Here is a 23,351-nt window from a genome sequence, read left to right as displayed (position 1 = left end):
GTGAGGAGCCCGAGATGATCACCAGACGTATCCTGCTCGGCGGCGCTGTCGGCACCGGTGTGCTCGCCCTGACGCCCACTGGCGCCGCCCGCGCGACCGGTGCGGCCGAGGCGCGGAACGGAATCCACGAGGTATCCGCAACCGGCTGGCGGATCGATCCGGCCACCATCGGTGTCCACCGGATCGAGGGTTCCACCGCCTCGGTGGCGTTGCGTCACGGCCCCACCGCCGTGGTGCTGCTGCACGTCGCCCGCCGCTGGCACTACGAGATCGGCCCGGTCGACACCGGCGAAGGCGGCGGCGTCGCCGGTTACGTTGCCGACCGCGCGGAACACATCGCCTTCGAGTCCAACTATCTCTCCGGCACCGCGATCGCCCTGCACCCGACCGCCTATCCACTGGGCGGTAGCGAGCCACTGTGGCCGCATCAGGAGGCGGTCGTGCGGGACATTCTCGCCGACTGCGAGGGCACCGTGGCCTGGGGTGGTGACCTGTCGCCGGTGACCTCCTCGCACTTTCACATCACGGCCCGACCCGGTGACCGGGCCCTGACCCGGGTAGCCGCCCGGCTGGGATCCGGCGTCCATGTGCCGCGCCGGACACCAACGGTCGTCGCCGGGTAGGCCGGCGCCGACACGCCCGGCCGAGGGTGGCCGGTCGTGCCGGCCACCCTCTGTCCTCCGGTAGGGGTCAGTCAGTTCACGGGCAGGGCTGCCAGGCCAGGTGGTACATCGTCTCGATGCTGCCGTCCGTCGAGTCCATGGTCAGGAAGCTGACGTCCGTCGACGATCCCTTGCTCAGGCGCAACTCGGTGTTGATGTTGAGGTTGCGGATCTCGCCACACGGATGCCAGACCACGGAGGCGATCGGCACCTCGTCGCTCACCATCCAGTTGTCGTCCAGCGGAGCCGGAATCGGATGGCTGCTGAAGGTGCCCTGAGTCATTCCCTGGAAGTAGTAGTTGGCCCGCTGCGTGGCGATGGCACCTGGGCTGAGCAGCCCGTAGCCACGGTAGTCCACCTTCACGATCGCGAAGGTGTAGCCCGCCGGCGCGTGCACCAGCACGTTGAGCTGGCAGTTCCGGCGACCGTCGGTGACCGAGATACCCGGACCCGCCTGTACCAGGTAGTCGCTGTAGATGGTGGTGAAGGCGGTGTTGTCCGGCGAGACGGCGACGTCGGCGGTACCTGGTCGACAACCGGAACCCGCCATCGCGACGAGATCGATCACGACGTGGTCGTCCGGTGGGTCATCCAGGATCCCCTTGGCGGACGCGGGTGCACCCGAGATCAAAGATGAGGCGAGCAATGCAAGCACCACGCCGCCACGCGTCAGCAGTTTGCGCATGAAACCTCCTCCGTAGGGTGATGCGACGATGCGTGCGCAACAATCTACGTACAGCATTGATCGTTGTCAACGTAAATTCAATTGCTCGGAGTGGTTCCAGAAATTGATCGTACGCCATCTCGCCGCCAACCCGCCAACCGAACAGACGGAGTAGGCAGCGACCACGCAAGGCAGGCAAACCACCCATAACATGCCTAGAGGTCGATCAATTTGCCTCCAATGACTGACTAGTTGATCCCACCCAAACGGGCCCACCACGTGCGACCTGGGCGGAATCAATATCAACATATCGACGTTGGAAGATGCTTGCATGAATCGACGCTCATCGCTATCATCCTTTCGCAGGACGCCTGGCCGAAACACTCTGGACCCAATCCACCATGATCCACGGGTCCAGCAGACAAAGATCCACGGCCCGGTTGTTCTGCAAAGTCGTGTGTGCCCCAGCCGTCATAACCTGAGCCCCGAGGGGAACGGAATGAAAAGAAGCCTCACCGGCGCGAGACACGGAATGTTCGCCGCACTCGGCATGGTTCTCGCGCTGACCCTGACCGCTCCGGCCCATGCCTCCCCGGCGACGCCGAGTGCCGTGCCGGACAGCGACATCACCGTGGAGGTGGTGGCCGCCAGTGGTTCAGGCTGCGCGCCCGGCACGGCCAGGGTCGTCGCCAACTCCGACAACACCGGCTTCCGGATCCGCTACTACGATTTCCTCGCTACCGTCGGTGACGGGGCCGACCCGACGGACAGCCGGAAGAACTGCCAGCTCGGCGTGCTCGTCAAGGTGCCGGCGGGCTGGACCTTCGCGGTCGCCACCGCGGACTACCGAGGTCGGGCCCGGATCCCCAGTGGGGCGACCGGCCGACAGCGGACGAACTACTACTGGCAGGGCTCGTCCGACAACAGCCGTACCGACGCCACGTTCGGCGGACCATACAACGGCTTCTGGGCCACCGCGGATCACGCACCGGTGCTGGTGTACGTCCCCTGTGGGCAACAGCGGGTGCTGAACATCAACACCGAGCTGCGAGTGGACGCAGGCACCTCCAGCGGCCAGGCCAGCATGTCGATGATCACGACCGAGGGCAACGTCGACACCCTGTTCAACCTGGACTGGGTCAGGTGCTGACCACCTGATCCGCCGGCAGATCAGCGCCGGGCGCGGGCAGATCGATGCCCACGCCCGGCGCTGTCGCACGCGGTGCCGGACTCGGACCGGGAGCGAGCAGCGCCGGCGAACTGGTCAGCGCCAGCGCCGCCTCGGTGCGCGCGGAGAAAGCCGTCAACCGCCGCCGACCAGGGAAAGCCCTCCGCCCGGCGACGGGCCGCCGGGCGTCGCGCCGCCGCCGGTCGGCCGGCCAGTTCGCAGATCGCGTCCGCGTACTCCTGCCCGCCGCCGGCCACCGCCAGCCCGGCGTCACCGATCACCTCCGGTAGCGCGCTCTCCGCGGCGACCACCACCGGGGTGCCACTGGCCAGTGACTCCAGGGCCGCCAGGCCGAAGGTCTCCACCGGCCCGGGTGCGATCACCACGTCGGCGCTGGCCAGCAGCCGGGCGACCTCGTCGCGGTCGCCGACGTAGTTGGCGAAGTGCACGGTCAGCCCGGCCTCGACGGCGTGTGCGCGCAGACCCGCCTGACGAGGGCCGGTGCCGACTATCACCCCGACGGCGGGTACGCCCCGGTCGCGCAGCGCGGCCAGCGCCGCGAGGACCCGCTCGGGGCACTTCTCGGCGGACAGCCGGGCGCAGTGCAGCACCAGCAGTTCCCCGTCGGGCGTGTACTGCTCGCGTACCGTCTCGTCGTAGCGACGGGGATGGAACTGGTCGAGATCCACACCGAGCGGCACCCGGACCAGGTTGTCCGCCCCGATGCGGGCGAACTCGCGCGCGGCCCAGTCGGTGGTGCACACCACCCGGTCGTACGCGGCGGCGGTCGCCGCGTTGAGCCGATCGGCGATCCGCTCGGTCTGCTTCGCCGGGCCGGCGGATCGGGCACCGAACGGCAACCGCAACAGGCCGTCGAGCGTCTCGTGGGAGACCATCAACGCGGGTACGCCGTGCCGCCGCGCCCACTGCCCGGTCCACCGCAGCGTGGTGCGGTCGGAGACCTCCAGGCGATCCGGGGCGAGCTCGGCGAGCAACCGGCGTACCCGGGAGCGGCCCAGCAGCACCCGGTAGCCGCCGGTGCCGGGCACCACAGGACCAGCGACGGTGATCACCCGGCCCTGTGCCGTGTCCTCGTCCGCATCGGCCGCACCCGGCACCACCAGCACCGGCTCGTGGCCGGCGGCCAGGTAGCCGGTGCCGAGTTCCCGCAGCGCGGTCCGTAACCCACCGGAGCTGCCGGTGATGAAATTCGCCAGCCGAACGATCCTCATGATGCCGTCACCATCACCATCCGGCCAGCATGGCAACCGCCCGGTGGCGGGCAGGGCACGCTGTCGTGACGTGTCGGCGAACTGTCCCCGACGGCAATCTTCGTCGTCGCCGGCCACCGGCGGGCGGTGACCCGGTCAGGACCAGCCGTAACCGGCCCGCAACGCCTGGCACACCCGGTCGAACCGGCCCCGGTCGAGGATGGCACCCTCACGCCGGATGCTGTCCTCCCGCATGGTGAGCACCCGGTCGAGCCGGATCCAACTCGGCCGGCCGTCGTCACCCCAGGTGCCCAGCGACAGCCAGTGCCGCTGCCCGTCGCGGTCGGACTGGCTGGACAGCATCAGCCCGAACAGGGTACGGCTGCGCCGGCCCACCACCAGGACCGGGCGGTCCTTGCCCTGCCGGGGGTCCTCCTCGTACGACACCCAGGTCCAGACGATCTCGCCGGGATCGGCGTGCCCGTCCAGCTCGGGTGCGTACGACAGCTGTCGGCGCTGCAACGCGGCCACCTGCCGGCGCCGGGCCAGCTTTGCCGGTGTCGGGCTCCGTTGCGCCGGTACGCGTTGACCGGCCAGCCGGCCCACGGTCGCGGTGACGCCCTGCCACAGTCTTCCCACGACCGACGACCCTATCGTTACCTGTTACCACCGGCCCGCCCGGCGTGGCCACGGTCACCTGCGGACACGGTCACCTGCGGACGCAGTCACCTGCGGTCATCGAGTTGTGACCCCTGCAGCGATCGACTAGGGTCGGTGCACCGATCCGCAGCCAGTCGCGGCATCATCAGGCGGCACCACGCAGTTGGCGATGTGCACCAGCCCCGACGTGCACCATCCCGTCGACGCAACCCGGCCCGTCAAGCCCGTAACGGCGACAACGAGGTAGGAGACAGACGGTGAATCCCTCCCCAGCGTTCCCGTACCGGCGGCGATCCGCGCGTACCGCCCGGTCTGCCGTGCGCGCGACGAGCCTCGCCGCCGTCACGGCGCTCACGCTGGCCGCCTGCACGACCGGCGAATCCCTGGAGACCGACGACGGAGCCGGCACCCTGGTCGTGGCGATCTCCAGTGAACCCGACAGTCTGGACGTGCACGTCTCCACCGCCTCACCGACGTTCCTGGTGCTGGAAAACGTCTACGACACCCTCGTCGAGCCGGCCCCCGACCTCAGCTTCCAACCCGCCCTGGCCACCGAGTGGGAGGTCAGCGACGACCTGCTGACCTGGACCTTCCACCTGCGTGAGGGCGTCACCTGGCACAACGGACGCGAGTTCGTCGCCGACGACGTGGTGGCCAGCTTCGACCGGATCACCGACGCGGAGACCGCCGCGAACGCGTGGCGCTTCGAAACCGTCGACGAGGTACGCGCGGTCGACGACCGTACCGTCGAATTCGTCCTCACCCAGCCGACGCCGAACCTGCTGGCCAACGTCGGCGGGTTCAAGGGGATGGCGATCGTCGCACCCGAGCTGATCGACGGTGACGGGCTGACCACCAACGCGATCGGCACCGGGCCGTTCCGGTTCGTCAGCTACACCCCCGGCGACCGGATCATCCTGGAGGCCAACCAGGACTACTGGGGCGACGGACCGCACGTCGACCGGGTCGAGTTCCGGTTCATCTCCGAGCCGACGACCGCGCTGACCAACCTGCGCACCGGCGCGGTGCACCTGACAAACAACGTGCCGCCGCAGGAGGTCGCCACCCTGCGCGACGACCCGGCGGTCGAGCTGGGCCAACTGGCCAGCAACGACTACTGGTACTTCACCTGCAACTTCGACCGGGCGCCGTTCGACGACATCGACGTGCGGCGGGCGCTGTCCTTCGCCATCGACCGGGAGCAGGTCGCCCAGGCCGCGTACTTCGACGCCGCCACACCGGTGCAGTCGGCGATGCCGCCGGGCAACTTCTGGGCCACCGACTACGCCCCGTTCAGCTACGACCCGGACCAGGCCCGCGAGCTGCTCGCCGAGGCCGGCGTGACCGACCTGAGCATGGACCTGATGCTCACCAACGAGTTCCCACACACTCTTGCGGCCGCCGAGGTGCTCGCCAGCCAGTGGGGCGACGTCGGCGTCGACGTCGAGATCCGCACCCTGGACTTCGCCAGCTGGCTCGACGAGCAGGGCGCCGGCAGCTACGACTGCTACGTCCTGGGCTGGTTGAACAACCTCGACGGCGAGTACGCCTACTACGGCCAGCACCACTCGACCGGCTCGTTCAACTTCCACGGGTACGCCAACCCGCAGGTGGACCAGCTGCTCGACCAGGCACGGGCCACCGTCGCCGACGCGGACCGCAAGCCGCTGTACGACCAGGCCGCCCGGTTCATCATCGACGACGTCAGCTACGGCTACCTCTACAGTCCACAGGCCTCGCTGGCCTGGGTGCCGCAGGTGTCCGGGGTCGAGATGCACCCCGACGGCAAGACCCGGCTGCGCACCGTACGGCTCGGCGGCTGAGCCGGCGCGATGGCGCGCTTCCTGCTGTGGCGGGCACTGCAGGCGGTGATCGCGATGCTCGGGGTGAGCGTCGCGGTGTTCCTCATCGTGCATCTGGTGCCCGGCGACCCGATCCGGCTGGCCCTGGGCACCCGCTTCGACGAAAGCCTGTACCAGGCGATGCGGGCCCGGGCCGGGCTGGACCAGCCGATCGTCGTCCAGTACTTCCGGTGGCTGGGCCGGGCGCTCACCGGTGACCTGGGGGTCAGCTTCCGCAGCGGTGAGCCGGTGACCCTGCTGCTGCTGGCCCGGCTCGGCCCGACCAGCCTGCTCGCCGGTGCCGCGCTGACCGTCGCGCTGGCGATCGCCCTGCCGCTGGGGATCGTCTCGGCGATGCGCTCCGGATCGCTGATCGACCGGCTCGCCACCGCGTTCAGCCAGCTCTGGGTCTCGGTGCCGGATTTCTGGAGCGGGATCATGTACATCCTGCTCTTCGCCCTGGTGCTGGGCTGGCTGCCGGCGTCGGGCTACGTGTCGCCGTTGGACGATCCGGTGCGGGCGCTGCGGCACCTGGTGCTGCCGGCGCTGACCGTCGGGCTGATCTCCGGCTCGGTGCTGACCCGGTTCGTCCGCTCGGCGGTGCTGGAGGCGCTGCACCAGGACTACGCGCGTACCGCCCGGGCCAAGGGGCTGTCCCGCTGGCAGACGGTCCGCCGGCACGTGCTGCCCAACGCCTGGATCCCGATCGTCACCGCAGTCGGCCTGCAGCTCGGCTTCCTGCTCGGCGGCGTCGTCATCGTCGAGGTGATCTTCGAGTGGCCGGGGCTGGGCCGGCTGGCGTACGACGCGGTGGTGCGCCGCGACTACAGCCTGTTGCAGGGCGCGGTGCTGGCCGTCGCGCTGATGTTCCTCGTCGTCAACTTCCTGGTGGACCTGCTCTACAGCTACCTCGACCCCCGGGTGCGCCACCGGTGACCCGCCGACTGTTCACCCTGCTGCTGGGCAACCGGCTGGCACTGGCCGGGCTGCTGGTGCTCACCGGGCTGGCCGTGGTCGCCGCGTTCGGTCCGTGGCTGGCCCCGTACGACCCGAACGCCATCGACGTGCCCGGCCGGTTGGCCGCACCGTCGCCCGCCCATCCGTTCGGCACCGACAACCTGGGCCGCGACGTGCTCAGCCGGGTGCTGGTCGGTGCCCGGGTGTCGCTGCAGGTGGGGATGGTCGCGGTCGGCATCTCGCTCGCCGCCGGGTTGGCGATCGGCCTGGTCGCCGGCTACTACGCGGGCGCGGCCGACGCGGTGCTGATGCGCACCATGGACGTCCTGTTCGCGTTCCCGGCGATCCTGCTCGCCATCGCCGTTCTGGCGATCCTCGGGCCCGGCATCACCAACGCGATGATCGCGATCGGCATCGTCTACACCCCGATCTTCGCCCGGATCGTGCGGGCCGCGACCATGGTCGCCACCACCCAGCTGTACGTTCTGGCGGCCCGCGCCGTCGGTGCCGGTGATCTGCGAATCCTCGTCCGGCACGTGCTGCCGAACATCGCCGCGCCGGTGATCGTGCAGACCTCGCTGAGCCTGGCCTTCGCCATCCTGGCCGAGGCGGCACTGTCGTTCCTCGGCCTCGGGGTGCAGCGCCCCGACCCGGCCTGGGGCCGGATGCTCGCCGAGGGCCGCGACTTCGTCAGCCTGGCCCCGTGGATGGGCATCTTCCCCGGCCTGGCGATCCTGCTGACCGTGTTGGCGTTCAACGTGGTCGGCGACGGGCTGCGCGACGCGCTCGACCCACGGCAGCGCTCCGTCATCGAGTCGAGAGGGCAGGGCGGATGAGCGGCGACCCGACGGGCGACGCCCCGGCCACCGGAGACCCGGTGCTGTCGGTACGCGACCTGACGGTGCGCATCGGCACCCGACGCGGCGTCGCCCGGGTGGTCAATGGGGTCAGCTACGACGTGCACGCCGGCGAGACCCTCGCCATCGTCGGCGAATCCGGTTCCGGCAAGACGGTCGCCGCGCTGGCGGTGATGGGGCTGCTCGACGAGCCGGCCCGGGTCGGTGGGCAGGCCCTGCTGGACGGCACCGACCTGCTGGCCCTCGACGAACGGCAGTTGCGCCGGGTCCGGGGCAACCAGATCGCGATGGTCTTCCAGGACCCGATGACGTCGCTGAATCCGGTAAAGACCATCGGGTCGCAGCTGGTCGAGCCGATCGTGCTGCACGGCCACGCCACCGGTGCCGCCGCCCGGGACCGGGCGGCCGACCTGCTCGACCAGGTCGGCCTGCCGGACGCCCGCCGCCGGCTCGACGACTACCCACACCAGTTCTCCGGCGGCATGCGCCAACGGGTCATGATCGCCATGGCGTTGGCCTGCGAGCCACGGGTGCTGCTCGCCGACGAGGCGACCACCGCGCTGGACGTCACCACCCAGGCACAGATCCTCGACGTCGTCGCCGGGCTGCAGCAACGGCTCGGGCTCGCCGTCGTGTGGATCACCCACGATCTCGGGGTGGTGGCCGGCATCGCCGACCGGGTCGCGGTGATGTACGCCGGCCGGATCCTGGAGGAGGCCGGCGTCGACAACCTGTACGCCGCACCCCGGCACCCGTACACCATCGGGTTGCTGTCGGCGGTGCCGCGCGTCGGCGTCGAGCGGCCACGTCGGCTGGCGACCATCGGCGGCCAGCCACCGGACCCGACGGCGTTGCCGCCCGGATGCGCGTTCCACCCGCGCTGCGGCTACCGGCACGACGAGCGGGCGGCCAGCGAGGTGCCGCCGCTGCGTACCGTTGCCGCCGGCGGGCACCGGGTGGCCTGCTTCTACGACGTACCGGCAGGCCAGGATGGCTGAGCATGGGCCGCTGCTGCGGGTGACCGACCTGCAGGTGCACTTTCCGCAGCGCGGCATGGGCCGGTCGGCCCAGCCGATTCGGGCCGTCGACGGGGTCAGTTTCGACATCGCCGCCGGCGAGACCCTCGGCCTGGTCGGCGAGTCCGGCTGCGGCAAGAGCACCACCGGGCTGGCGGTGCTGCGGCTGGTCGAGCCCACCTTCGGCACGGTCACCCTGGGCGACGTCGAGCTGACCGCGCTCGGTCTGCGCCGGATGCGGGCGATGCGCCGGCACCTGACGATGATCTTTCAGGATCCGTACGCCTCACTCGACCCACGGATGTCGGTCGGTGCGATCATCGCCGAGCCGTTGGACGTGCACGGCCTGCACAAGGGCGCGACGGCCCGCCGGCACCGGGTCGGTGAGCTGCTGGAACTGGTCGGCCTGGACCCCGACCACGCCAACCGGCATCCGCACGAGTTCTCCGGCGGGCAGCGCCAGCGCATCGGGATCGCCCGTGCGCTGGCCGGGGAGCCGGACCTGATCGTCGCCGACGAACCGATCGCCGCCCTGGACGTGTCGATCCAGGCGCAGATCATCAACCTGCTGGAGGACCTGCGCGACTCGCTCGGGCTGGCGTACCTGTTCGTCGCCCACGACCTGGCCGCCGTCGGGCACCTCAGCGACCGGATCGCGGTGATGTACCTGGGTCGGATCGTCGAGATCGCCGACCGGGCCACCCTGTTCACCCGGGCGGCCCACCCGTACACCCGGGCGCTGTTGTCGGCGGTGCCGGTGCCGGACCCGGTCGCCGAACGCTCCCGCCAGCGGATCATCCTGCAGGGCGCTGTCCCCTCCCCCGCCGATCCGCCGAGCGGCTGCCGGTTCCGGACCCGCTGCCCGGCCGCGTTCGACCGCTGCGCCGTCGACGATCCGGCCCTGACCGTACGCGGCGACGGTCACCTGGCCGCCTGCCATCTCGTCGACGAGCGTCGCGGTTGAGTCAGTCGGTCAAGTCGAACGCCCCGAGCTTCGCGCCACCGATGAACGCCTGCCACTCAACCTGTGTGAACGTCAGGATCGGCCCCTGCCCCCGGGCCTTGGTGTCCCTTACCCCGACAGCGTTCCCGCCCAGGTCAGCGACCTCCACACACGACCCGTTGTTGCCGGATCGACTGGACTTGAACCACTTAACCGAGTCCATCCTTTTTCTCCTGAATCAATCGGATCGACTCCCTGGGCGACAGCGCCAGGGAGAGCAGGTGATCGAACACGCCCGTGAGCCGCCGAATCTCCTCTGGCGACTCCAGGAACAATTCTCCCGCCAGGGTCTCAATGTAGCCAAGAGGCGGATCACCATCCACGAACGTCAGGACCTCGAACCCACCGTGCACGGCGAGGTGGGCACCGGCGGCGAGCGTCAGGACCTGCACGGTGACGTTGGGTAGCGCGGAGACCTTGATGAGGTGGTCCAGTTGCTCGCGACGAAGATTGACGTCGCCGACCTCCAACATCAACGACTGCTCCGTGATGGTCGCCTGCAGCCGAAGCGGCGGCTGGCGCAGCGTCAGCACCTCCTGACGCTTGAGACGCGCCTCGACACGCTGAACGATCTCCTCTTGGTCGGTCTCCCGACCGATGCGGATCACCGATTCGGCGTACGCGCGGGTCTGGATGAGCCCAGGGATGAGGGTCGGCTGGAACTGCCGAAGATCCGTAGCCTCAGCCTCGTAGGCGATGAACGTGGCGTAGCGGGCCGGCAGCGTGTTGAGCCGCTGCCACCAGCCCTGTTCCCGCACCTGCTCGGCCATGTTACGGAGCGCCAGCCCGTGCTCTTCGTCGTGTGGGACGCCGTAGGCGACGAGGATCTCCAGCACATCGCGCGGACGCGGCTTGATGTCGCCGGACTCGATACGGGCGATCCGCTGCTGCGAGCACTTGAGCAGCTTGGCCGCGTCTCCCTGCGTGAGACTGCGTGCCTCGCGTAGTCGCCGCAGCTCCCTGCCGAGACGGCGAGACCGAGGCGTCGGTGGAGTGAAACCGGCCATGCGTTGATCCTCCCTTATGCGCCACCAGCGAGTCCACGTAGGCATCGCGGCCTGACACTTGCCTACATCGTACGATGCTGCCGCACTATCGGACAGTAGGCCGCGACGCAAAACGGCGACAGGTCGCACTCGTACGCATTTCTCGGCAGACGAGACAGGTGATCAAATGGACTCGGCCCTCGGGACGGTTACTTCTGAACAGATTCGCGAGGTGCAAAAATCGTTGGGTCGTCGACTAGCTCACTGGCGCAAGGCAGCCGGCATGACCCAGGCTGCCCTCGCCAAGCGGACCGCCTACTCCCGAAGTGCAGTAGCTAATGTAGAGATCGGCCGAGAATCAATACCCCGTAGCTTCTGGGAACGAGCCGATCGCGAACTTGGCGCCGGAGGAACGCTGGTGGATGCGTTCGACAAGCTCCACACCCTGGTCAACACGCTCCGGGCACATCGAACGTGGGCCGCCGAACAGGACAGACTGCGACGCCGTCAGGCAGCCGCGCCGACGTATCCGGCTGACGGATGGATGGCCAGTTCAGCCGGCTGTGAATGCGCGCTCACGATCGCTCGATGGGGCAGGCAGGAAGTTCTCGCGTTGAGAGAGGCATTGCGGCTCAGCGTCGAAGCGTTCGCCGAACGGATTCGCGTCGCCACTTCGACCGTCACCGCGTGGGAGGACCACAGGCAGCCCACGCAGCCCAGTCTGGCGATGCAGGCGGCTCTCGACGACCTACTCAAGATCGCCGATCAGGATGTCCGCACCCGCTTCACCAAGAGTAAACATTCACGTCTTGCTGGCGGGTTTGCTGTTGGGTAGCGTGACTCGCCGGGCCGAGCTGGGGGTGGTTGCCGTCTCGGACCGATCGTGATCTTGTGCCCGGGTGGTTGATCCGGAGGCGCTGTCGCGGGACGAGCTGATCGCGGTGGTCCGTGATCAGGCCGCTCAGTTGGCGGATCAGACGGCCGAGGTGGAACGGCTACGTGCGGAGTTGGAGCAGATCAAGCGGTTGATCTCGCGGAACAGCCGAAACTCCTCGATGCCGCCCTCGACCGATGATCTGCCTGGCCGGTCGGGTAGGAGCAAGCCCGCCGGCGGTGGGCGCTCGGGCGGGAAGAAGCCGGGGCGAGGTAGACAGCCCGGTGCGCCGGGATCGTATCTGCCCTGGTTGGACGAGGCCGACGTCCGGGTGGTTGACCAGCGTCCGTGCGGGCCGTGCGAGTGCGGGACGGACCTGGCGGGGGCTGTCGACGAGGGGGTGGTGTCGGCCAGTCAGGTCACCGACGTGCCGCTGGTCACCGCGTCGACGGTGGAGTACCGGCAGTACCGGGTCCGGTGCGGCTGCGGCCGGAAGCACGTCGCCGCCCCGCCGAAGCAGGCGGGGGTGGGTAACACCCGGGTGTACGGGGCGAACCTGCGCGCTCTCGCCGTGTACCTGCTGATCGTGCAGCACGTGCCGGTCGAGCGGTGCGTGCGGCTGATCGCCGATCTGGCCGGCACCCGCGTGTCGGCCGGGTTCGTCCACAAGGTCCTCGCCGCCGTCGCGGCGGCGGTGACCGACATCGTCACGATGATCAAGGCGTTGATCACCCTGGCCGAGGTGGTCCATTTCGACGAGACCACGATCCGAGCGGGTGCCGCGGGCCGCAACGGGTACGTATGGTCCGCGTCGACCGGCCGGTACACCCTGTACGCGCTGGCTGAGCGTCGCAGCGGCGAACAGTTCCGCACCATCGGGATCGGGCCGGCGTTCACCGGGGTCGCCGTGCACGACCGGTACACCGTCTACGACCAGGCCGGCAACTTCGCCGACGGGGTGCGGCACCAACTGTGCTGCGCACATCTGCTCCGCGATCTCGAAGACGCGGCCGAGACCTACCCCGACCACGTCTGGCCGGTCCAGTGCCAGCGGGCGCTACGCGGCCTGATCCACGCCGCGAACCTCGCCCGCGCCGCCGGACAGGCCGAGATCGACCCCGCCGTGCGTGACCCGCTGGTCCGCGAGTTCCGCGACGGCGTGATCGTCGGCCGTAAGGACGTCCCCCGCGTCGGCGGCCCCCGCGACAGGCAGCCGCCCGGCCGCAACCTACTCGAGGATCTCCACCACCGCCACGACGACGTCCTGCGGTTCTGCTACGACACCACCATTCCGCCGACGAACAACCTCGCCGAGCGTGACCTACGGCCGAACAAGACCCAGCAGAAGATCTCCGGCCGGCTCACCAGCGAGAAAGCCACCCGCGACCGGCTGACCATCCGCAGCTACCTATCCACTGCGGTCAAACACGGCGTCAACGCCATGACCGCACTCCGCGACGCCGTCACAGGGAACCCCTGGATGCCGCAGACCGCCCACATCCTCCAGGGCTGACCCCGCGCCCTCACAAGAGGTGAATGTTTACCACCAAGATCCTTCGGATGCCGCCAGCATCCAGCGACCTTCTTGACGCGCCTGAAGTCTGATCGCCAGGTAGTGAGGACTGTGCGTGCCTGGTCAGAGCAGGCGGGCCACCTCGTCGCGCATCACCTCGGTGGAGCCGCCGCCGATGGCCAGGAACCGCACGTCGCGGGCGATCCGCTCCACCGGTCCGTCCTGCACGAACCCGGCACCGCCGAGAAACTGCACCGCACTGTACGCGATCTCGTTGGCCAGCTCCGGCAGCTGTGACTTGAGCACGGCGGCGTACGCCCGCGTGTCGGCACCCCGGTCGGCCTGCGTGGCGGCGTGGTACAGCAGCGTCTTGCCGGCGGCGAGCCGGCCGACGAGGTCGGCGACCCGGTGCCGGATCGCCTGCTTGTCCCAGAGCACCCCGCCGTACGCGGGTCGGAGCCGCACCGAGGCCAGGACCGCGGCCAACGCCGCCTCGGCCAGCCCGACCGCCTGCGCGGCCAGGCAGAGCCGCTCGTGGTCGAGGCCGGCCATCATCAGCGCGAAGCCGTCTCCTTCGGCGCCGATCCGGGCGTACGCCGGCACCCGGCAGCCGGTGAGGACCAGTTCGCCGGTGTCGGAGCTGTGCCAGCCGGACTTGTCGAAGGTGCGCCCGTTGGCCAGGCCGGGGGTGTCTCGTTCGACGGCGAACAGCGACAGTCCGTGCCGACCGGGTCCGCCGGTGCGGGCCACGACGAGGAAGATCCCGGCGATGTTGGCGTTGGTGATGAACGTCTTGGTGCCGTCGAGCTGATAGCTGTCCCCGTTGCGGCGGGCCCGTACCGCCAGCCGGGTCAGGTCGGAGCTCGCGTCCGGTTCGGTCACCGCGAGCGCGGCGACGGTACGCCCGGCCAGGATCCCCGGCAGCCAACGGTCGATCTGCCCGGCCGTGCCGGCGCGCGCCAGGTGCAGCGCCGAGAAGTCGGTGTGGGTACCGACCGAGCTGGCCACCCCGCCGAAGGTGGACCGGGCCAGTTCCTCGTTGAACACCACCGCGCCCCGGACGCCGGCACCCCCGCCGCCGAGCTCCGGCGGAAACGACAACCCGAGCAGGCCGAGCTCACCGAGGCGGGCGAAGGCTGCGGGTGGCACCCGCCGTTGCCGTTCCCAGTCGGGCGCGGCGGGCACGATGTCGCGGGTGACCACCTGGCGGGTGAGGGTGCGCAGCGCCCGATGCTCCTCCGCGAGAAACGTGGCGTCCAGGTCGAGGCCGGCGAGGATCCGGTTGTCACCGGCCATCGGCGGCTCCCGGCGACGCGGCGTCGGCCTGCACCCGGTCGGGGCGCGGATCCCGCCACTGGATCGCCCGACCTTGACGGAGCTGGGCGATCGGGTTACCGGCCCGGTCGTGCAGTGTCGACTCGTCGACGCAGAAGCCGGCCGTCGACCAGACCGTCCGGTTGGTCACGTGGTGCCATTGGCCGGCGACGTCACCGAGGTCGGGGGCGAAGTGGATGGTGAAGTCCACCGAGGGCACGAAGTGCGGCGGCTCGGCCAGGGCGAACAGCCCCGGCGGCAGCGCGTCGAGGTAGACCGAGGCGACGGCGTGCGGGCCGAGCGTCTCACCCAGATCGGTCTGCGGCGAGATGCGGACCCAGGCGGCGGTGCCGTCGGTGAGGCTCGGCGGGCCGGCGGCCCGCACGTCCAGTTGGGCGCTGTAGGCCAGCGGCCGGTGCCGGGGCGCGTACGCCGGCAACTGCTCGGGGTCGCCCCACGGTGCCGGATCCTCGCGACGACGCCAGCTGAACTCCTGCCCGACCGGCACCAGGGACGCCAGCGCATGCACCCGGGCCCGGCCCTGCTGGGCCAGGGTGATCCGCAGGCTGGCGGTGGACCGGCCCCGGTGCAGCGTCTCGGTGATCAGCTCCACCGGACCGGGGCGCACCCCGGCCACGAAGTGCATGGTGACGGCCTGCGGGGCGAAGCCGTCGACGCTGTCGGCGGCCTCGACGACCCGGCCGAGGACGAAGCCGCCGAAGATGCCCTGCATGCCGAGCCACCGCTGGGTGAAGACCGGAGCGCCCATCCGGCTACTTCTCCACTCGGACGTAGTCGCCCGGCCGTGGTGCCGGTCCGGTGCCGAGTCGCCGCCAGCCGGACAGGTCGGCGCTGACCACGTCCCCGGTGGCCCCGCCGGGGATCTGATCGCCGGGCGTCCAGGTGGCACCGGGCAGGTCCGGCAGTGCGGCTCCCGGTCCGAGGTGGACGGTTTCGGCGACCGGCGCGGCACCGGCGGGCAGCGCGTCGGCGGGATGGAACACCGCCGGGCCGCCGAACCAGGCGAGCACGGTGGCACCGCCGGGTGCCGTCATCCGGGTCCGGACCGCGCCGGCCGGGATGTAGGTCAGGTCGCCACGCCGGTAGGTGGCGTCACCGAGGTGCAGCTCCCCGGCGAGCACGACGAACTCCTCGTCGACAAGGTAGCCGCCAGCGACGTCGCGGGAGAAACCGGGCGGGAAGTGGCCGTGCACGACGAACGCCCCCGACCGGGAGGCCAGCCGGGTGAGGTGGAAACCGAGGTTGGCACCGGGCATCGGCACCTCCTGCCACGGATGCCGCGCCGCGGTCAGGTCGACCTGCTCCGGCCGTGGAGCGCGTGGGGCACGGTTGCCGCCGCTCATCCCAGGCCCGCCCGTTCGGCCAGGGTCAGCGTACGGCGGGCGCCACGCAGCACCGCCGCGTCGACCAGCCGGCCGGCCGCGTCCAGCATCACGCCAGTGCCGTCGGCGGTGGCCGCCTCGAGCAGGGCGATGGTGTCGCGGGCCGCCCGGATCTCGGCGGCCGTCGGCGTGTAGACGTGATGCACCACCGGCAGCTGGTTCGGGTGGATGCAGGCCCGGCCGACGAAGCCCTGCCGGCGCAGCCGGCGGGTCGAGGCGTCCAGCGCCGCCTCGTCGGCGGTGATCCGGGAAACCGGGCCGACCGGCGGGTGGATGCCGGCGGCGGCGCTGGCCACCACGACCTGGCTGCGGGTCGGGGCGAGTTCGGCGTCGTCGGCGCCCGGTTCCAGGCCGAGTTCGCCGGCCAGGTCGACCTCACCGAGCTGCAGCTGGTACACCCGGGGCTGCCGGGCGATGGCCGCGATGTCGAGCAGCGCGGCGGCGGTCTCCACCATCGGCATCAGCAGCGTGTCGTGGTCGGCGGCGTCGGCGAGCACCCGGGCGGCGGCAGCGACCTCGCTGGCAGTGCCGACCTTGGCCAGTACCACGCCGGTGAGCCCCGGCTGGCCGGCGACGGCCCGTAGGTCCGTGTCGCGCAGCGGGCCGGAGTTGACCCGTACCCAGATCGGCAGGTCGCCGGGTCCGGCGGTGAGCCAGCCGACGACGGCCTCGCGGGCGGCGGCCTTGCCGGCCAGCGGCACCGCGTCCTCCAGGTCGACGATCAGCGCGTCGGCGCCGCGCCGCGCCGCCTTGGCCAGCTTGTCGGCGGCGTGGCCGGGCACGTACAGGTAGGACCGGGGGGGCACCGGGTCGCCCATCAGACGGTCACCTCGCCACGTACGAGGGCCTTCGCCACGACGGTACGCAGCACATCGTTGGTGCCTTCGCCGATGCTCATCAGGATCGCGTCGCGGTACAGCCGCTCCACTTCGAACTCGGTCGAGTAGCCGTAACCTCCGTGGATCTTCATCGCGTCGATGGCGGCCTCCAGGGCGACCTCCGAGCAGAAGATCTTCGCCATGCCGGTCTGCGCGTCGGCGCGACCCTGGCGGACCGCGTCGGCCGACCAGTACGCCATCAGCCGGGCCGCCTGCACCTGGGTCGCGATGGTGGCGAGCTTGAGCTGGATGGCCTGGAACTCGGCGATGTGCTTGCCGAACGCCTTACGTTGGCGGGCGTAACCGAGGGCCTCCTCGTGGGCCCGCTGGGCGATGCCGACCGACCGGGCGGCGATGTTGACCCGGCCCCATTCCAGGGCGGACAGCGCCTGCTTGAGACCGATCCCTTCGACGCCGCCGAGCAGCCGGTCGGCGGGCACCCGGACGTCGTCGAGCAGGATCTCGCAGGACTCGGTGCCCTTGTAGCCGAGTTTGGGGATGTCCTTGGTGACGGTGAAGCCGGGCAGGTCGGCGTCGATCAGCAGGATGCTCATGCCCTTGTGTGCCGGGCTGGCCTGCGGGTCGGTCTTGACCAGGACCGGCAGCGGGTCGGCGTACCGGGCATTGGTGATCCAGATCTTGGTGCCGTTGACCACGTAGTGGTCGCCGTCGCGGCGGGCGGTGGTGCGGATGCCCTGCAGGTCGGTGCCGGCGTCGGGTTCGGTCAGCCCGATGCCGGTGCGCCGTTCACCGGTGGCCAGAGCGGGCAGGTACGCCTGCTTCTGCTCCTCGGTGCCGTGCATGGCGATCATGCGGCAGGCCAGCGAGTGGCTGCCGAGGATGCCGGCGATGCCCATCCAGCCCCGGGAGATCTCCTCGAAGACCAGGGCGAACGACACCGGATCGAGGTCGAGGCCGCCGTAGGACTCGGGGACGGTGACGCCGAACAGGCCCATGTCGGCCATGCCTTTGACGATCTCCGTCGGGTAGCGGCCGGTCTGCTCCCATTCCCGGGCCACCGGGATTATCTCGCGGTCCACGAAGGAGCGCAGCAGCTGCTGGAACTCGCGCTGTTCCTCGGTGAGGGTGAAGTCCATCGGGGTCTCCTGGGTGGTCGGCGGGCTCAGCGGGGATCGGCCGGCGTGGGTCGGCGTGGCGTGGGTCGACGGAAGACCGGCAGGGCGCGGCCGTCGGGCAGGTCGACCCAGTCGACGGTGACCGGGTCGCCGATCCGCCAGCCGGCATCGTCGGCGTCATCGTCCGGCCCGGTGCCGGGGCTGAAGCCGTCGAGGCGGGTGAGTAGCAGCGGGCCTTCGGCGAGCCGGACCCGGGCGATGGTGTACGGCACCGCCAGGTCGCGGCGCGGCGCCCGGTGCACGACGGTGAACGTGTCGACGGTGCCGTCGCCGCTGGCTTCGGTGAAGCCGAGCCGCGTGGTGTCGCCGCAGCGGACGCAGACCGCGCGGGGCGGATGCTGATGGTGACCGCAGCCGGTGCAGGTCTGCAGCACGAGGCGGTGTTCACAGGTCGCCTGCCACCAGTCGGCGGTCAGGTCGTCGGCGGGTGGTACCTCGGGCAGCGGGTTCATCACGACACCCCCAGCACGACGGTGGCGTGGGTGGACAGGATCGCGCCGGTGCCGTGCGCGACGGCGATCCGCGCGCCCGGCACCTGCCGGGCACTGGCCTCGCCGCGCAGCTGGCGGACCGCCTCGACCAGCAGCAGCACCCCGAACTGGCCGGGGTGGCAGTACGACAACCCGCCGCCGGAGGTGTCCAGCGGCAGGTCACCGCCGGGGCGGATCCGGCCGCCGGCGATGTAGTCGAGCACCTCGCCCTCGCCGCAGAAACCGAGAGCTTCGACGCTGAGCGCGGCGGTGATGGTGAACGAGTCGTACACCTGCAGCACGTCGACGTCGGCGGCGGTGATCCCGGCCCGGGCGAACGCCTCCGCGCCGGCCTCGCGGGCCCCGGTGTCCAGGATGTCGTCGGCGGCGGTCATCGACGTGTTGGTGGAGCGTTCGCCGTAGCCGAGCACCGCGACCGGGACCCGGCGCAGGTCACGGGCCCGGTCCGCGCTGGTCAGGACGATCGCGCCGCCGCCGTCGGTGACCAGGCAGCAGTCGGCGACGGTCAGCGGGGTGCAGACCGTCGGGGCGGCCCGCACCTCGTCGACGGTCAGCGGCGGCGCACCGTGGCGGTAGGCGGCCGGGTTGAGCCGGGCCCATTCGCGGGCGGCGACGGCGATCTCGGCCAGCTGCTCCGGGCTGCCGCCGTAGCGGTGCAGGTACGCCTGGGCGGCCATCGCGTAGTAGGAGATCGGGAACAGCGGCGCGTACGGCGTCTCGAACTGCGCCTCCGGGGTGTGCTCCTCGATCACCCCGGCCAGGCTGCGCGACCGTGCCGACCGCTGGTTGGAGGCAAAGCTGACCACCACGACGCTGGCCTGGCCGGCGTCGATGGCCTGCACGGCGCGGGCCACCATCATCTCGGCGGCGCTGCCGCCGACGAAGCTGGCGTCGACCCAGCGGGGCCGCAGCCCGAGGTGGTCGGCGAGCGCGGTGGTCGAGAAGCGGGAGATGCCGGTGGTGGCCAGCCCGTCGACGTCGGCGAGGGTGAGCCCGGCGTCGGCCAACGCCCGGGTGACCGCCTGGGTCTGCAGGGTCAGCGTCGACGCGGTGGTGACCCCGAGGTCGGATTCGGCCGCCCCGACGATCGCCACCGCCGCCCGGTCCCGCCCGGTCACGGCACACCGTCGGCGGTGCCCGCGCCTGGTCCGTCGGCGGTGCCGAGCAGGACGACAGCCCGGGCCGGCCGGGCCGCCGGACGTTCGGGGCCGTAGTCGCTGGCGGCGATGACGGCGGCCAGTTCGACCTCGATCCGGTCGCCGTCGACCTTGACCACCGTGCCTGTGCAACGCACCGTCTCACCGGCGAACATCAGGTTGCGGAAGGTGAAGGAGAGCTGCCGCACGAAGCAGTACGGCCCGAAGGCGTCCTGTACCAGTTCGACGAAGAGCGCGCCGAAGACCTGGCCGTCGACGACCGGGCCGGGCACCTTGGCGGCCGCCACGAACTCCGGGTCGTAGTGCAGCCGGTACCAGTCCCAGGTGGCGCCGGCGTAGGCGACCATGTCGGCCAGGGCGATGGTGCGTTCCAGCCCCGGCAGGGTGTCACCGACCTGCGCGATCACGTCGGATCACCGCCCATCGCGACCAGGATGATGGTTTCCTCGTTGACCGCCAGCAGTTCGCCGTGCTGGTTGGTGTAGGTGGCCCGGGAGCCGACGACCAGCATGTCGCCGCCGCCCCGGGTGCGTTTCTCGGTCAGGTCGTGGATCTCCCAGGTCGCGGTGATCACGTCGTCGGGACGGACCCGCCGGTGGAAGGTGTACGTGTTGCCGCCGCGTACCTGCCGGGTGCCGGGCACGTCCAGGTGCCAGGAGTGGCCGGCGTAGCCGTCGGAGGCCATCGGCAGCCCGGTGTACTGGCCGGTCTCGCAGATCAGCGTCGGTGGGGCGGTCACCCCGGGCAGGCCGTGCGCCCGGGCGTAGTCGCCGTCGCGGTAGATCGGATTGTCGTCGCCGACCGCCATCGCGAAGTAGCGCCCGGCGGCGGCGCCGAGCGCCTCCGGCGCGGTGTAGACCTTGCGGGTGCCGAGCAGCGCCCGCAGCTCGTCGGTGAGCAGACCCATCAGCTACCTCCAGCGGTGCTCGGCCCGTCGGCGGGCTCGACCCGGTCGACGGCCAGCTCGGCCGGTTCGTCGGCGGGCTCGGGGTAGACGGCGGTCGGGAAGACCTCCAGCAGGAACTCGGGGCGCAGCAGCGCCGCGCAGATCGCCCCGGTCGACGCCGGCCAGGGCGGGCTGAGCAGCCGCTCGCGTACCCCGGCGACCGCCCGGTAGTCGCCGATCGCCGAGGCGACGCAGAATTCGGTGGTCTCCACCAGGTCCTGCGGGCCGAGCCCGGCGTGGTCGAGCAGTTCACGGATCGCCCCGTAGGTAACCTCGGCCTGCGCGCCGATGTCGTCGGGGTGCAGTGCCTGCTGGGTCCGCATGTCCAGGGCGGCGAAACCGGACATGTACAGGGTCCGGCCGGCCTTCACCCCGGGGGCGTAGGTCAGCGAGTCGTACCGCGACCAGCCGGGGTTGACCAGTTCCAGCGGATGCCGCGACGCGGTGACGTCGATCGCGACCAGCGCATCGGGATGGTGCAGCCGGCTCATCAGGATGCCACCGGCTCCCGGGTAGACGCCGGCACCGCCGAGCCGTTCGGCGCGGACCCGGTGGGTTCTGCGGTACACCTCTCGGGTCGCCGGGGTGGAGTAGTCGTAGGTGGTGACGGCGGCGTCGAGCGACAGACCGGCGGCGACGAGCAGGTCCTGCGCCCGGTCCAGGCAGTACGCGTACTGGCTGACGAAGTCGCCCGGGTGGACCACCTCGCCGGTGGCGTCGACCGGCAGCATGGTCGGCAGGTAGACGGCACCGTCGTGGCCGCCGCGCACCGGTGAGGGCACCCAGCTGCCGGCGGCTCGCGGTTCGCTGGCGACAAGCAACTGGCCGCCGCCGACGACGGCGTGCAGTTCGATCTCGATCAGCGCGGCCCGGCGGACCAGCCGCTCGACCACGACGGTACGGACCACCGGCTGGTGCTCGCCGAACACCTCGGCGCGCACGGCGGCCGCGGCGGCGTAGTCGTCGAGGCCGGCCACGGTGACGTTCTCGGTCACCCGGGTGACGTCGGCCGGTCCGTAGCCGGCGGCTTCCAGGATGGTCAGCACCTTGCGGTACGCGGTGGCGGTCTGGGTGGCCAGGTCACCGCCGACGGTCATCTTGCCGAGCGTGGTGTCGAGCGCGGCGGCGGTGTGCCCGGAGGTCCAGGCGGCGTCGCCGTCGGCCAGCCCGAGGCAGAAGGTGAACCCGTCGTACGGGAACCAGGGGAAGTCGGCGGGTCGGATCGCGGCGGGCGGCACGGGCGTCTCCCTGGTCAGTCACCGGCGGCGGCCAGCGCCGCCATGATCGGGTCGAGGTCGTCGAGGTCGTCGAGGCGGCGCAGCAGGTCGACGACGGGCGCGCCGGCCGGGCCGGCGTTGCCGAGGAACTTGGCGGCCAGTTCGTCGTCGGTCAGCGGGGTGTCCGGGCCGCCGCCGCTGCGCGGCACCGCGCCGCGTACGGTCGTGCCGTCGGCCAGGGTGACCACGACGGCACCGGGGGCGTCGGCGGCGTGCCCACCGGTGGCGACGATCCGCCAGTGCAGCCGGGCCGCGAGGGCGGTCACGTCGGCGCGGTCGATGACGTCGGGCCGGTAGCTGGCGGTGGTCAGGTCGCCGTCGAGCAGTGTCGCGGCGACGCTCCACGGCAGCGAGAACTTCGCCGCGTACGGGGTGGCCGGCCGGGTCAGGTCCCGGCCGGGCCCGCAGACCGTGGGTGCCGAGTCGGGGTGCACGTCGACGTCGATCCGGGCGATCGCGGCCGGGTCGGCGGGAAAACCGGGCTGGCGGCGGGCGGCGCGGGCGGCGTCGATCGCGGCGTGCGACAGCTGGCAGGCCGGGTAGGGCTTGATGCCGATCCGGAGGGTTTCCCAGCGTTGGCCGAGGCCGGCGATGATCGACGCCGGGTCGACGGGGCCGGCGGCCAGGGCGTCGAAGACGCCGTGCGGGCCGTCGAAGACGTTCGCCGGGCCGGCCGCGCCGGCGGCGGCGAGCCGGGCGGCGAGGATGCCGGCGTGCGAGGCGAAGCCGGGGTGCAGTTGTTTGGTGGCCGCCCCGGTGTGCAGGAAGGCGAGCAGCCCGCCGGCCTGGCTGCCGGCGATGCCGAGCGCGTCGGTGGCGCGGGCGGCGTCCAGCCGCAGCAGCCGGGCGGTGACCAGCGCGCTGGAGAAGACCCCGGCGACCATGGTGGCGTGCAGGCCGCGGGCGTGGAAGCCGTGCGGGGCGGCGGCGGCGACCCGGCAGACCGTCTCGTACCCGGCGATGGCGGCGTGCAGTACGTCGCGGCCGCTGGCGCCGACCTGCTCGCCGACGGCGAAGGCGGCGGGCAGCACCACGGCGGTGGCGTGCACCAGGCCGGCGGCGTGGGTGTCGTCGAAGTCGAGCGCGTGCACCATGGCGCCGGCGGCCAGCGCGGCGGCGGGGGCACCGATCGTGTCCCGGCCACCGAGCAGGGTGGCTTCCGGTGGGCCGCCGAGGTCGCGGGCGACGTGCAGCGCCGGGTCGACGGTGCCGCCGCGCCGGCCGGCCAGGGCGGTGCCAAGGCCGTCGAGCAGGTGCCGTAGCGCGGCCCGCCGGACCGCCGCCGGCGGGTCGAGCGGTCCGGTCGCCCAGTCGGCGAGCGCTGCGGCGATCATGGC

Annotated in this window: 25 protein-coding genes; 9 read left to right on the top strand and 16 right to left on the bottom strand. The window is 71.2% G+C overall.

The window, feature by feature from the left end; translation table 11 throughout:
• Nucleotides 1-14: 14 nt before the first annotated feature.
• A complete protein-coding gene (locus O7610_RS03485; protein ID WP_289212614.1) occupies nt 15-623 on the top strand; it encodes a hypothetical protein in 609 nt (202 codons plus the stop codon).
• Between the two features lie 76 nt (nt 624-699).
• On the opposite strand, the gene O7610_RS03480 is transcribed toward O7610_RS03485, so the two are convergent.
• Complete coding sequence (locus O7610_RS03480) at nt 700-1,347, bottom strand: DUF4360 domain-containing protein (protein WP_281554314.1); 648 nt, start codon at nt 1,345-1,347, stop codon at nt 700-702.
• A 478-nt stretch (nt 1,348-1,825) separates the two neighbouring features.
• Here O7610_RS03480 and O7610_RS03475 point away from each other — a divergent pair, with 478 nt between their 5' ends.
• Nucleotides 1,826-2,476 carry a DUF4360 domain-containing protein gene (locus tag O7610_RS03475; protein WP_281554313.1) on the top strand — a complete coding sequence of 217 codons (651 nt, stop codon included), beginning with the start codon at nt 1,826-1,828 and terminating at the stop codon, nt 2,474-2,476.
• 20 nt (nt 2,477-2,496) lie between these two features.
• Here the strand turns inward: O7610_RS03475 and O7610_RS03470 are convergent, their stop codons facing one another.
• Nucleotides 2,497-3,726 (bottom strand): glycosyltransferase, encoded by a 1,230-nt coding sequence (locus tag O7610_RS03470; protein WP_281554312.1) that lies wholly within the window; start codon nt 3,724-3,726, stop codon nt 2,497-2,499.
• 135 nt (nt 3,727-3,861) lie between these two features.
• The gene (locus O7610_RS03465) at nt 3,862-4,311 is read right to left on the bottom strand and encodes a type II toxin-antitoxin system PemK/MazF family toxin (RefSeq protein ID WP_475050335.1); all 450 of its coding nucleotides are present in this window, start codon (nt 4,309-4,311) and stop codon (nt 3,862-3,864) included.
• Nucleotides 4,312-4,682: 371 nt separating this feature from the next.
• Between O7610_RS03465 and O7610_RS03460 the strand changes: the two genes are divergently transcribed.
• From O7610_RS03460 to O7610_RS03440, 5 genes are read left to right on the top strand one after another with little or no spacing between them, the layout of a single operon-like run.
• Entirely contained in the window at nt 4,683-6,188 is a 1,506-nt protein-coding gene (locus O7610_RS03460; protein ID WP_475050338.1) for an ABC transporter substrate-binding protein, read from the top strand.
• 9 nt (nt 6,189-6,197) lie between these two features.
• The gene (locus tag O7610_RS03455) at nt 6,198-7,142 is read left to right on the top strand and encodes an ABC transporter permease (RefSeq protein WP_281554309.1); all 945 of its coding nucleotides are present in this window, start codon (nt 6,198-6,200) and stop codon (nt 7,140-7,142) included.
• Complete coding sequence (locus O7610_RS03450; protein WP_281554308.1) at nt 7,139-7,999, top strand: ABC transporter permease; 861 nt, start codon at nt 7,139-7,141, stop codon at nt 7,997-7,999. The genes O7610_RS03455 and O7610_RS03450 overlap by 4 nt, the downstream gene beginning before the upstream one ends.
• Nucleotides 7,996-9,018, top strand: a complete 1,023-nt coding sequence (locus O7610_RS03445; RefSeq protein ID WP_281554307.1) for an ABC transporter ATP-binding protein — start codon at nt 7,996-7,998, stop codon at nt 9,016-9,018. Before O7610_RS03450 ends, O7610_RS03445 begins: the two co-directional genes overlap by 4 nt.
• Complete coding sequence (locus O7610_RS03440; protein WP_421357035.1) at nt 9,011-10,000, top strand: ABC transporter ATP-binding protein; 990 nt, start codon at nt 9,011-9,013, stop codon at nt 9,998-10,000. The genes O7610_RS03445 and O7610_RS03440 overlap by 8 nt, the downstream gene beginning before the upstream one ends.
• A 1-nt stretch (nt 10,001) precedes the next feature.
• Here O7610_RS03440 and O7610_RS03435 read toward each other — a convergent pair whose 3' ends face one another.
• Together O7610_RS03435 and O7610_RS03430 are read right to left on the bottom strand one after the other, a co-directional pair.
• Complete coding sequence (locus O7610_RS03435) at nt 10,002-10,202, bottom strand: DUF397 domain-containing protein (protein WP_281554306.1); 201 nt, start codon at nt 10,200-10,202, stop codon at nt 10,002-10,004.
• A complete protein-coding gene (locus O7610_RS03430) occupies nt 10,189-11,046 on the bottom strand; it encodes a helix-turn-helix domain-containing protein (RefSeq protein WP_281554305.1) in 858 nt (285 codons plus the stop codon). The genes O7610_RS03435 and O7610_RS03430 overlap by 14 nt, the downstream gene beginning before the upstream one ends.
• 166 nt (nt 11,047-11,212) lie before the next feature.
• On the opposite strand from O7610_RS03430, the gene O7610_RS03425 reads away from it, so the two are divergent.
• Nucleotides 11,213-11,860, top strand: a complete 648-nt coding sequence (locus tag O7610_RS03425) for a helix-turn-helix domain-containing protein (RefSeq protein WP_289212612.1) — start codon at nt 11,213-11,215, stop codon at nt 11,858-11,860.
• 64 nt (nt 11,861-11,924) lie between these two features.
• Entirely contained in the window at nt 11,925-13,412 is a 1,488-nt protein-coding gene (tnpC, locus tag O7610_RS03420) for an IS66 family transposase (RefSeq protein ID WP_281551243.1), read from the top strand.
• A gap of 123 nt (nt 13,413-13,535) precedes the next feature.
• Here the strand turns inward: tnpC and O7610_RS03415 are convergent, their stop codons facing one another.
• The 11 genes from O7610_RS03415 to O7610_RS03365 are packed head-to-tail and all read right to left on the bottom strand — an operon-like array spanning nt 13,536 to nt 23,348.
• Nucleotides 13,536-14,708, bottom strand: coding sequence for an acyl-CoA dehydrogenase family protein (locus O7610_RS03415; protein ID WP_281554303.1), 1,173 nt, complete (start codon nt 14,706-14,708; stop codon nt 13,536-13,538).
• Complete coding sequence (locus O7610_RS03410; protein ID WP_281554302.1) at nt 14,698-15,495, bottom strand: thioesterase family protein; 798 nt, start codon at nt 15,493-15,495, stop codon at nt 14,698-14,700. The genes O7610_RS03415 and O7610_RS03410 overlap by 11 nt, the downstream gene beginning before the upstream one ends.
• 4 nt (nt 15,496-15,499) lie before the next feature.
• On the bottom strand, nt 15,500-16,090 hold the full coding sequence (locus tag O7610_RS03405) for a hypothetical protein (RefSeq protein WP_289206801.1): 591 nt from the start codon (nt 16,088-16,090) through the stop codon (nt 15,500-15,502).
• Nucleotides 16,087-16,947 carry an HpcH/HpaI aldolase/citrate lyase family protein gene (locus O7610_RS03400; protein WP_281554300.1) on the bottom strand — a complete coding sequence of 287 codons (861 nt, stop codon included), beginning with the start codon at nt 16,945-16,947 and terminating at the stop codon, nt 16,087-16,089. Before O7610_RS03400 ends, O7610_RS03405 begins: the two co-directional genes overlap by 4 nt.
• Nucleotides 16,947-18,104: an acyl-CoA dehydrogenase family protein gene (locus O7610_RS03395; protein ID WP_281554299.1), complete on the bottom strand. Its 1,158-nt coding sequence runs from the start codon at nt 18,102-18,104 to the stop codon at nt 16,947-16,949. The genes O7610_RS03400 and O7610_RS03395 overlap by 1 nt, the downstream gene beginning before the upstream one ends.
• 26 nt (nt 18,105-18,130) lie before the next feature.
• Complete coding sequence (locus tag O7610_RS03390) at nt 18,131-18,595, bottom strand: Zn-ribbon domain-containing OB-fold protein (RefSeq protein WP_281554298.1); 465 nt, start codon at nt 18,593-18,595, stop codon at nt 18,131-18,133.
• Nucleotides 18,595-19,752 carry an acetyl-CoA acetyltransferase gene (locus O7610_RS03385; protein ID WP_281554297.1) on the bottom strand — a complete coding sequence of 386 codons (1,158 nt, stop codon included), beginning with the start codon at nt 19,750-19,752 and terminating at the stop codon, nt 18,595-18,597. Before O7610_RS03385 ends, O7610_RS03390 begins: the two co-directional genes overlap by 1 nt.
• Nucleotides 19,749-20,198, bottom strand: coding sequence for a MaoC/PaaZ C-terminal domain-containing protein (locus O7610_RS03380; RefSeq protein ID WP_281554296.1), 450 nt, complete (start codon nt 20,196-20,198; stop codon nt 19,749-19,751). The genes O7610_RS03385 and O7610_RS03380 overlap by 4 nt, the downstream gene beginning before the upstream one ends.
• A complete protein-coding gene (locus O7610_RS03375; RefSeq protein ID WP_281554295.1) occupies nt 20,195-20,698 on the bottom strand; it encodes an FAS1-like dehydratase domain-containing protein in 504 nt (167 codons plus the stop codon). Before O7610_RS03375 ends, O7610_RS03380 begins: the two co-directional genes overlap by 4 nt.
• Nucleotides 20,698-21,975 carry a RidA family protein gene (locus tag O7610_RS03370; RefSeq protein WP_281554294.1) on the bottom strand — a complete coding sequence of 426 codons (1,278 nt, stop codon included), beginning with the start codon at nt 21,973-21,975 and terminating at the stop codon, nt 20,698-20,700. The genes O7610_RS03375 and O7610_RS03370 overlap by 1 nt, the downstream gene beginning before the upstream one ends.
• A gap of 14 nt (nt 21,976-21,989) precedes the next feature.
• A complete protein-coding gene (locus O7610_RS03365; protein WP_281554293.1) occupies nt 21,990-23,348 on the bottom strand; it encodes an MmgE/PrpD family protein in 1,359 nt (452 codons plus the stop codon).
• Between the last annotated feature and the right edge of the window lie 3 nt (nt 23,349-23,351).

The sequence above is a fragment of the Solwaraspora sp. WMMA2065 genome (genome assembly GCF_030345075.1).
GTDB lineage: Bacteria > Actinomycetota > Actinomycetes > Mycobacteriales > Micromonosporaceae > Micromonospora_E.
The sequence above is the reverse complement of the archived record's forward strand: the minus strand, read 5'-3'. Positions and strand labels throughout refer to the sequence as shown.